At 66.6% G+C, this 2725-nt stretch carries 3 protein-coding genes; all 3 read right to left on the reverse strand.

Translation table 11 applies throughout. The annotated features are described in order from the left end of the window. Positions 1-55: 55 nt before the first annotated feature. Positions 56-1360, reverse strand: coding sequence for an FAD-dependent oxidoreductase (locus tag EN750_RS27980; RefSeq protein ID WP_127398651.1), 1305 nt, complete (start codon positions 1358-1360; stop codon positions 56-58). Then, on the reverse strand, positions 1357-2340 hold the full coding sequence (locus EN750_RS27985; RefSeq protein ID WP_164874023.1) for a branched-chain amino acid ABC transporter permease: 984 nt from the start codon (positions 2338-2340) through the stop codon (positions 1357-1359). Before EN750_RS27985 ends, EN750_RS27980 begins: the two co-directional genes overlap by 4 nt. Continuing rightward, the coding region (locus tag EN750_RS27990; RefSeq protein WP_145967967.1) for a branched-chain amino acid ABC transporter permease at positions 2337-2725 on the reverse strand (389 nt) is incomplete at its 5' end. The genes EN750_RS27985 and EN750_RS27990, both read right to left, overlap by 4 nt.

Genomic DNA, 2725 nt, shown 5'->3' on the forward strand with positions numbered 1-2725 from the left:
CGATGGCGGCCGCCGTGCTGTCGGCAAACCTTGACGCTGCCAGGTAGCCGTCGGCCTAGCTCGTCCCGTCCAGCCGGTCGCGCAGCATGCTCCAGCCGAGCAGCATGTTGGGCGCGTGCCGCAGCAAGGCATGGAACGGGATTGGCGCCGGCGACGCATAGGGCAGCGGCAGGTCGCGGGCCTCGGTTCCAGAGGCCCAGTCCGCCAGCACCTTGCCCATCGCCGTTGTCATCGCGATGCCGCGGCCGTTGCAGGCGCGTCCGGCGATCAGGCCCGGACCGAGGTCGATCAGGTGCGGCAGGAAATCCGGTTCAACCGCTGCCATTCCCGACCAGCTGTAGGCAAGCGGCGGCAGGTCGGGCAGACCGAGATGCCGACCAAGCCTTCGCCAAATCGTCTGCGGTACGCGCGTGTCGGCACCAGCGCCAAGGATGTTCATGCCGCCGCTGATCAGCCGGTTTTCGGCGTCGAAGCGGAAGGTGAACAGATTGCGTCTGGTGTCACCGACGCCTTGCCCGCCGGGAAGCAACCGGCTGCGTACTTCACGAGGCAATGGCGCTGTCGCGGTCTGGAAGACTTTCAGCGGGAAATAGGTTCGCTGCAATGACGGATTGAGGGACCAGCCATAGGCGTTGGTGGCGATCAGCACCTTGCCGGCGCGTACTGAGCCAGATGGGGTTTTTAGCATCCAGCCATCGGCTATGCGATCAACCGAGGCGACGCGCGTCTGCTCGAAGACCTTCGCGCCGGCTTTCTCCGCCGCATCGGCAAGCCCGCGCGCATAGGCGACCGGATTGAGCACGCCGCCGCAACGATCCATCCAGCCGCCGGCATAGCCCGGCACGCCCGTCAGGGCTTCGATTTCCTGCCGGTCCAATGTGACTGCCGGCCGGCCAAGCTGTGCCCATTGCCCGGCACGTGACTTGACCTTCTCGAAGGCGGCAGGCGAATGCGCAGGCTGGATCCATCCGTTCTGCACGGCGTCGCAGTCGATGCCGTGCTGCCGGATCAGGCGGAAGACCAGGTCGGCGCTGCCGGCGGCGAAATCGATCAGCCTTTCGCCGCGCGACGGTCCGAGATGGGCCAGTATGTCGACTGGATCCATTTTGGCGAAGTTCGGCACGACAAAGCCCGCATTCCTGCCGGTCGCACCCCAGGCGATGAATTCGGCTTCGAGAACGGCGACGGAAAGGCCTTTCCCCGCCGCGTGCAGCGCGGTGGAAAGACCGGAAAAGCCACCGCCGACGATGGCCAGGTCGACAGCGAGCCCGCTCTGCAGCGCCGGCCGCTCGCGGCGGTTGCGGCTGACGGCATGCCACAGCGAAGCGCCATGCGTTTCCCGCCGAACCGTGGCATTCATGACGGCGAAATGCTCCTGGCCGTCGCCGCCTTCGCCCGCTTACCTAACCAGGACCGCCGCGGTCTGTCGCCGAATAGGCCGTTCGGCCGGATCAGCAGTATGACGCAGAGCATGACGCCGATGGCGGCGATCTGCAGCGCGGCGGCGCGAGCCTGCTGTTCCGGCGGGAAGAGGATGCTGGTCAGCGTGCCCGATCCGGCCCATATCGCCCACACCAGGATGCTGCCGATGACGGCGCCGAGATTGCTGCCGGAACCGCCGACGATCAGCATCACCCAGACCTGGAAGGTCAGGATCGGCAGATAATTGTCCGGCGCGATGAAGCCGGTGAAATGCGCCTGCAGCGCGCCGGCCAGCGCCATGATGGCGCCGCCGACGGCAAAGGCCTGGACGCGGTAGAAACGCGCGCTCTTGCCAAGCGAGATCGCCGCCCGCTCATCCTCGCGCAACGCCTTCAAGACCCGCCCCCACGGGCTGCGCGACAAATGTTCCAAGGCGAGATAGGCGATCAGCGTCACCACCGAGACCACGCCAAGGTTGGACAGGTTGAACAGCAGCGGCGTCTCGGCAAGGCTGCCGAAGGGGCGCGGAATAAAACCGATGCCGAACGGGCCGCCGGTCAGTTTCTGCGCGTTGAGCGCGACCAGTTGCACGACGACGGCGACGCCGAAGGTGGTGATCGCCAGATAGTCGGATTTCAGCCGCAGCGTTGCCATGCCGGTAAGCGCTGCAGCGATGCCGCCGACGACCATGGCGCCCGCCCAGCCGACAAGGATCGGCAGGCCGAAGCCGCCCAGCCGCGCGGCATCGTCCGGTGTGGTCAGCAGCGCCGATGTGTAGGCGCCGATGGCGACGAAGCCGGCGAGGCCGACATTGAACAGCCCGGTCAGGCCCCACTGCAAATTGAGCCCTAGCGTGACCAGCGAGAAGATCAGCGCTGTGGTCAGGAAGAAGGCGCCGTAGCCGAGCAGGTCCATCAGCGTTCCCTCACACCAAACAGGCCGATCGGCCGCACGAACAGCACCGCCATCAGGATGATGAAGGAAACGGCGGCGCGCCACTCGGCGCCGATCAACTGCACCGCACCAGCCTCGGCGAGCCCGATGATCAGGCCGCCGAGCACCGCACCGGGAATGCTGCCGATGCCGCCGAGAATGGCGGCGGCGAACATCGGCAGCAGCATGTCGAAGCCCATGAACGGGCGGATCTGCACCAGAATGCCGATCATCACGCCGGCGACGCAGGCGAGAGCGCCGCCGATGACCCAGGTGACGCGCACCACGCTGGCGACATCGATGCCGACGATGCGGGCCAGCGCCGCGTTCTGGCTCAAGGCCTGCATCGTCGGCATCGATGTCGCCAGCG

This window comes from Mesorhizobium sp. M7A.F.Ca.ET.027.03.2.1 (assembly GCF_003999175.1).
GTDB lineage: Bacteria > Pseudomonadota > Alphaproteobacteria > Rhizobiales > Rhizobiaceae > Mesorhizobium.